This window comes from Kitasatospora sp. NPDC059571 (assembly GCF_042735675.1).
Classification (GTDB): Bacteria; Actinomycetota; Actinomycetes; order Streptomycetales; family Streptomycetaceae; genus Kitasatospora.
On sequence record NZ_JBHWBW010000053.1, the window covers coordinates 20,558 to 26,890 of the forward strand.

The window sequence follows — 6,333 nt, forward strand, 5'->3', positions numbered from 1 at the left end:
GCGGGGTGGCCGTTAGAGCTCTCCAGCGACCCTCGCCTAGCGGTAGAGCCGGCGGCCCGCCCGCGGGGGGGGTAGTTCTCCACACACCCCCCCCCCCCCCCCCCCCCGCGGCACTTTTGAACCTGTTCAGAATTGTCCTCCGACCCCTAGAGTCGCGATCACCGCCGCGCGGCCCCGCCCAGGGCGCCGTGCTGCCCGCGACAGTTGAGGGGGACTCATGTCGACACCACCGCACGGCCCGAAGCCGGAGCAGGGCACTGTGCCCGGCCCCGCTTCCGCTCCCGCTCCGGCACCCGCACCCGGCCCGGCTGCCGACCCTGCTTCTGGCACTGTTCCCGGCCCTGTTCCCGGTACGACGCCTCCCGGAGCGGCTGCTGCCGGATCGTCGGCGCGGACGGGGAGTGTCCCGGGGCCCGCGACACCGCCCGGATACGGCGGCTACGTGTACCGGCCCCCGCAGCCGCCGCCCCCGCCGCTCTGGCTGCGTCTGACGGCGCCGGCGTCCTCGCCGGCCCTCCCGCGGCTGCGGGTGGTGGCAGCCGGGGTGCTCTCCGGCCTGGTGGCGGCGGCGCTGCTCACCGACGGCCTCGGCGTCAACGTGCTGATCTGGGCGGCCTTCGGTACGGCCGCGGCCGGGCTCGCCGCGGTGGCCGCCGGCCGGCGGATCCGTCCCTGGACGGTCGTCTGGGCGCTCGCCGCGCTCGTCCTGCTGCTCGTCCCGGCGCTCACCGAGGCGTCCTGGGCGGTGGTGCCGGCGCTGCTCGTCGCCGCCGGGGCCGGTTCGCTCGCCCTGCACGGCGGCCGCCGCTGGCCCGGCGTGCTGCTCGGCTCCGTCGGCCTGTGGCCGCACCTGATCCCCGGCCTCGCCTGGGCGCTGGTCGCCGTGCGGACCCGCCGCCACCCGGGCCGGGACCGGCTGGTGCCGGTCCTCAAGGCGGTGGGCGTCTCGGTGGTGCTGCTGGTGGTCTTCGGTGCGCTGTTCGCCAGTGCCGACGCCGCGGTGGCCGAGCTGCTCGGCAATCTGATGCCCAGCGTCGACACCGCCGACCTGCCGATGCAGGTCCTGCTGTTCGCTGTGGGCCTGGTCGTCGCGGTCGGCGCGGCGCACACCGCCGCGGCTCCGCGCCGCTTCGACCGGTACCCGGTCCAGCCCGGGCGGGAGCGCGGCAGGGTCGAGTGGGCGGTGCCGCTGGTCGCCCTCAACCTGCTGTTCGGCGTGTTCGCCGCCGTTCAGGCGGTGGTCTTCGCCGGTGGCTACGAGGCGGTCATGCGCAAGCCCGGCGTGATCCCCGCCGAGTATGCCCGGCAGGGCTTCTGGCAGCTGCTGGTGGTCACCCTGCTGGTACTGGTGGTGGTCGCGCTGGCCAAGCGCTGGGCGCCCCGCAGCACCCCCGCCGACCGGCTGATGGTCAAGGCCCTGCTCGGCCTGCTGGGCACCCTCACCCTGGTCGTGGTCGCCTCGGCGCTGTACCGGATGCACCGCTACGTCGACGTCTTCGGGCTCACCCGGCTGCGGATCTCGGTGGCCGCCGTGGAGATCTGGCTCGGCGTCGTGGTGGTGCTGGCCGTCGCCGCCCTGGTCTCGGCCTCGGCGCGCTGGCTGCCGCGGGCGGTGGTGCTCAGTGCCGTGACGGCCGCCGCGGTGTTCGGGCTCGTCAACCCGGACGCGCTGATCGCCGAGCAGAACGTCCAGCGGTACGAGCAGTCCGGGAAGATCGACATCGCCTATCTGCGGACGCTCTCCGCCGACGCCGTCCCGGCCCTCGACCGGCTGCCCGAGGACCGCCGCACCTGCGCGCTCCAGCAGATCGCCTCCGACCTCGGCTCCGAGCGGCTGCCCTGGTACGCGACCAGCCTCGCCGAGGACGACGCCCGGCGGATCCTCGCCGCCCGGCCGGTGTCGCCGCTCGCGGACGCGGCCTGCCTGCGGGTGGGCGTCTATGTGGGTGACTCCCGCTACGGCTCCGTCGACGAGTACGGGCGCTGACGGGGCATCGGCGGGACAGGGCTTCGGCGGGGCGGGGCTTCGGCGGGGCGGGGCTTCGGCGGGGCGGGCGCCGCGGCCCGGGCGCGGATGCGGGTGCGGTGACGGCGGCGGGCCCGGGTGGGCGCGCCGCCGTCGTCCGCGGGAGGGTCAGATCGCCATGCCTGCGGGGGCCTCGGCGGGCAGGTCGCTCGCCTTGGCCTTCACCACGACGACCGCGACGATCAGCGACAGGGCGGCGAGGCAGGTGCCGACGATGAACGCCTGGCCGATGCCGTGCGCCAGCGTGTCGCTGTACTGCGAGGAGCCGACGGGGAACTCGTGGGTGGCCTGGAACTGCTGGGCCTGGGCCGGGGTCGCCGTCTTCAGGAAGCCCGGCACCAGCTCGAGCGTCCGGTCCTTGGCCGCGGAGAGGAACACCGTGGTGAGGACGGACAGGCCGACGGCGCCGCCGATCTGCTGCATCGAGTTCAGCAGGCCGGAGGCCGCGCCGGTCTCGTGGCCCGGAACGCCGGCCACCGCGATCAGCATCACCGGCACGAAGATGAGGCCCATCCCGAAGCCGAACACCACGGTCGGGCCGAGGATGCCGTCGGCGTAGCCGCTGTCGGCCTTGAGCTGGGTGAGCCAGCCGAGGCCGACGACGACCAGGGCGGCGCCGCTCGCCATGAAGACCTTCGGGCCGAGCCGGGCCTGGAGGGAGGAGGCGATCTGCGCGGCGACGATGATGGCGGCGCTGATCGGCAGGAAGGCCACGCCGGCCTTCAGCGGGCTGTAGCCGATCACCGTCTGGACGAAGATCGTGATGTAGAAGAAGATCCCGAACATTGCGGCGGTGAGGCAGAGCATCATCACCATGCCGCCGGTGCGGTTGCGCTCCCGGAACAGGTGCAGCGGGGTGATCGGCTCCGCCGTGCGGCGCTCGACGACCACGAAGCCCACCAGGAGCAGGACGCCCGCCGCGAACGAGGCCAGCGTGAGGGGGTCGCTCCAGCCGTCGGAGGCGGCCCGGATGAAGCCGTAGACCAGGGCGACCAGGCCGAGTGTCGAGGTCGCCGCACCGAGCACGTCGAACCGGCCCGGCCGGCGCTCCGACTCGCTGATGAAGCGCGGCGCGGCGAGCGCGATGGCCGCCGCGATCGGCACGTTGACGAAGAACACCCAGCGCCAGTCCAGGTACTCGGTGAGCAGGCCGCCGGCCAGCAGGCCGATCGCGGCGCCCGAGCCGGCCACCGCCGAGAAGACGCCGAAGGCCCGGTTGCGGTCGGGCCCCTCGTCGAAGTTGGTGGCGATCAGTGCGAAGGCGGTCGGTGAGCAGATCGCGCCGCCGATGCCCTGGAGGGCGCGCGCCGCGAGCAGCATGGTGGAGTCCTGGGCGAGGCCGCCGAGCAGCGAGGCGAACCCGAAGAGGACCGTGCCCACGATGAACACCCGGCGCCGGCCCAGGATGTCGCCGGCCCGGCCGCCCAGGAGCAGCAGGCCGCCGAAGGCGAGCGTGTACGCGTTGACGACCCACGAGAGGGTGGTGTCGGAGAAGCCGAGCGCGCCCTTGATGTGGGGGAGCGCGATGTTCACGATGGTCGCGTCGAGGACGACCATGAGCTGGGTCGCGGCGATCACGGTGAGCGTGATGCCCTTGCGCCGGCCGGTGCCGGCCTGCGGTGGACCGGACTTGCTGAGCGTGTCGGAGATTGCCACTGGTGTGCCCCCTGCTGGTCCCTGAGCTCCGAGGTGGTGCGTCGGCGAGGCCTCTGACGTGCGTACTCGTGCGGTACGGTGCGGCCGGTGCCGGTCCCCGCGTACTGTCAAGGAACGGATGCGTTCACTATCATGGGGACCATAGCGGGAAACTGATAGTGAACGCAAGCGTTCTCTAGGTTGGTGGCGATGGATCAGATGGTGCGGCGCCAGGCGCCGGAGGGCCGCTCGCGCTCGGCCGCGGCGGCGACCGGGGCGGTGCCGGGGGCTGCGTCCGGGCGGTCCGCGTCCGGGCGGTCCGCGTCCGGGGGTGCCGTGTCCGGTGGCGGCGCCGCCGGAGGTGCCGGCGCCGGGGCGCCTCGGCGCCGGGGTGCGGCGCTGGAGGCCGCGATCTTCGATGCCACCCTCGACCTCCTCACCTCCGGCGGCTTCGCCCGCCTGACCATGGAGGGCGTCGCCGGTGCGGCGCAGACCGGCAAGGCCGCCCTGTACCGGCGCTGGTCGTCCAAGGCCGACCTGGTGGTCGGTGCCCTCGGGGCCACCCTGCCATCCGTCACTGACATTCCCGACCTGGGGTCGGTGCGGGCCGAGATGCTCCAGCTCATGGCCGGGTTCGGCGAGTTGATGAACTCGCGGGCCGGCACCGCGATCCGCGTCCTGATGGCCGAACTCGACCAGGAGCAGGCCGAGGCCTTCCGGGACTTCCTCCTCCGGCAGGTCATCCAGCCGGCGAACGCCGCCATGCTGCGGATCCTCGGCCGCGGAGAGCGGCGCGGCGACGTCCGCCGCGGGGCCGCCGTCCCGATCGTGGCCGACGTGGCCCCGGCGATGCTGCTGTACCACGCCAAGGTCTGCGAGGGCCCGCTGGACATGGCCTTCTGCCTGGACCTCGTCGACGAGGTGCTCGTGCCGATGGTCCGCGCGTAGCGCGGCGGGGCGCCCTGGGCGCTGCGCCCGAGGGGCGGTGCGGGCGGTGCGGTCGGTCCGGGCCGTGAGGGTGGCACGGTCGGTCCGGGCAGTGCGGTCGGTGCGGTTGGTCCGGTCGGTGCGGTCGGGGGCGGTCCGGGTGCCCGGGGCGGTGCTCGGCGGTCCTGGCGGTTCGCGGCGGGTCGTAGGCTGGTGGGTGCCGGAGCGACACGAATGGACCTGAGCGATGCCCTACGACCCCCCGACGCACTCCGTCGAACGCTCGCTCCGCCGGGCCGGCGCCGCCGTGGTGGCCGGCCTCGACGAGGTCGGACGCGGCGCGTGGGCGGGGCCGGTGACGGTCGGGGCCGCCGTGACCGGGCTGCGCCGGCCGCCGGAGGGCCTCACCGACTCCAAGCTGCTGACCGTGAAGCGCCGTGAGGCGCTGGCCCCGCAGTTGGCCGACTGGGTCACCGCGTACGCGCTCGGTCACGCCTCGCCGCAGGAGTGCGACGAACTGGGCATGACCGCTGCGCTCCGGCTGGCCGCGCAGCGTGCACTGGCGGCGCTGCCGGTCCGGCCGGACGCCGTCATCCTCGACGGCAAGCACGACTACCTGGGCGGCCCCTGGCAGGTCCGGACGGTGATCAAGGGCGACCAGTCCTGTGTCTGCGTCTCGGCGGCCTCGGTGCTCGCCAAGGTGCAGCGCGATCGGATGATGGCCGACCTGGGGGCCGAGCACCCCGCCTACGGCTTCGAGGACAACGCGGGCTACCCGTCGCCGGTGCACCGGGCGGCCCTGGAGGAGTTCGGCCCGACCGGGGAGCACCGGCTCTCCTGGGCCTACCTCGACGCCCTGCCCCGGTGGCGACACCTGAAGCGAACCCGTTCCGTGGAGGTCCCGGACGGTCAATTGACCGTTGCGGACGAGCAATTGACGCTCGGTTTCTGACGGTCCGTCGGTGTTTGGGCGGTGTGTGGCGGGGGTCGCGGGGTGCTCAACAGGTGGGGCGCCCGTGCGCATCCGACCGGCATTTGATAGATATCCGGGTATGCCTGTCTTCCCCGAGGAGCCGGAGATTCACGAGAGTATCCCGGGCCCCGGCGTTCCCTTCCCCCACAAGTCGGACGCACCCGCCCCCCGTACGCCTTCCGCCAACCCCGCAGCGTCCGGTGTCGTGCCGGGCCCGCGACCGGCGCCGCCCCGTCCGGGGCCGCGACCCGCGCCGCCGAGACCTGTCGCCTCGGTGCCCCGGCCGGGCCCGGCGCCCCGCCGTGCCGAACCTGCCGTGCAGCTCGTGCCGTCCTCCTCGCAGGATGCCGTCGAGTGCGCGGACGAGACGGTCGACCGCCTGCTGGAGTCCGGTCGCCGGCCCGGCGACATCCTGGTCCTGACCGTGGGCGACTCGCACCCGTGGCAGCAGCACGAGCTGTCGTTCGGTGAGGAGCGCTACTGGGCTCAGCTGACCGAGGGCGACGACGTCTTCTACGCCGACGCCGCCACCACCCGTCCGCTGCAGCGCGAGGTCGTGGTGCTGGTGGTCAACGCGGGAGGTGCGAACCGCGCTCGGCAGGCCGCCTCGAAGGCGGCCGGTATGGCCGGTGCGCTGCTCGTGGTCTGCGGCGGCAACGACGCCGTGAGCCCGCTCTTCCCGACTGCGGATCGACCCGTTCCGGCCTGACGGTCCACTGCTCCACCCCGGGGGGGGCGCGGGCGCGCGGGGGGGGGGGGGGCGCGCCCCCCC

Annotated in this window: 5 protein-coding genes; 4 read left to right on the forward strand and 1 reads right to left on the reverse strand. The window is 74.2% G+C overall.

The features are described from left to right. The first annotated feature begins 442 nt into the window (after window positions 1-442). Window positions 443-1,987, forward strand: coding sequence for a DUF4153 domain-containing protein (locus ACFV0G_RS09350; RefSeq protein WP_380544214.1), 1,545 nt, complete (start codon window positions 443-445; stop codon window positions 1,985-1,987). Window positions 1,988-2,134: 147 nt separating this feature from the next. Here the strand turns inward: ACFV0G_RS09350 and ACFV0G_RS09355 are convergent, their stop codons facing one another. Beyond that, window positions 2,135-3,676 (reverse strand): MFS transporter, encoded by a 1,542-nt coding sequence (locus ACFV0G_RS09355; RefSeq protein ID WP_380544226.1) that lies wholly within the window; start codon window positions 3,674-3,676, stop codon window positions 2,135-2,137. A gap of 321 nt (window positions 3,677-3,997) precedes the next feature. On the opposite strand from ACFV0G_RS09355, the gene ACFV0G_RS09360 reads away from it, so the two are divergent. The 3 genes from ACFV0G_RS09360 to ACFV0G_RS09370 all read left to right on the forward strand — a co-directional run bounded on the left by ACFV0G_RS09360 (window position 3,998) and on the right by ACFV0G_RS09370 (window position 6,270). Further along, window positions 3,998-4,609, forward strand: a complete 612-nt coding sequence (locus tag ACFV0G_RS09360) for a TetR/AcrR family transcriptional regulator (RefSeq protein ID WP_380544217.1) — start codon at window positions 3,998-4,000, stop codon at window positions 4,607-4,609. Window positions 4,610-4,835: 226 nt separating this feature from the next. Then, window positions 4,836-5,540, forward strand: coding sequence for a ribonuclease HII (locus tag ACFV0G_RS09365; RefSeq protein ID WP_380544220.1), 705 nt, complete (start codon window positions 4,836-4,838; stop codon window positions 5,538-5,540). A 337-nt stretch (window positions 5,541-5,877) separates the two neighbouring features. Then, window positions 5,878-6,270 (forward strand): hypothetical protein, encoded by a 393-nt coding sequence (locus tag ACFV0G_RS09370; protein ID WP_380544222.1) that lies wholly within the window; start codon window positions 5,878-5,880, stop codon window positions 6,268-6,270. Window positions 6,271-6,333 lie beyond the last annotated feature (63 nt).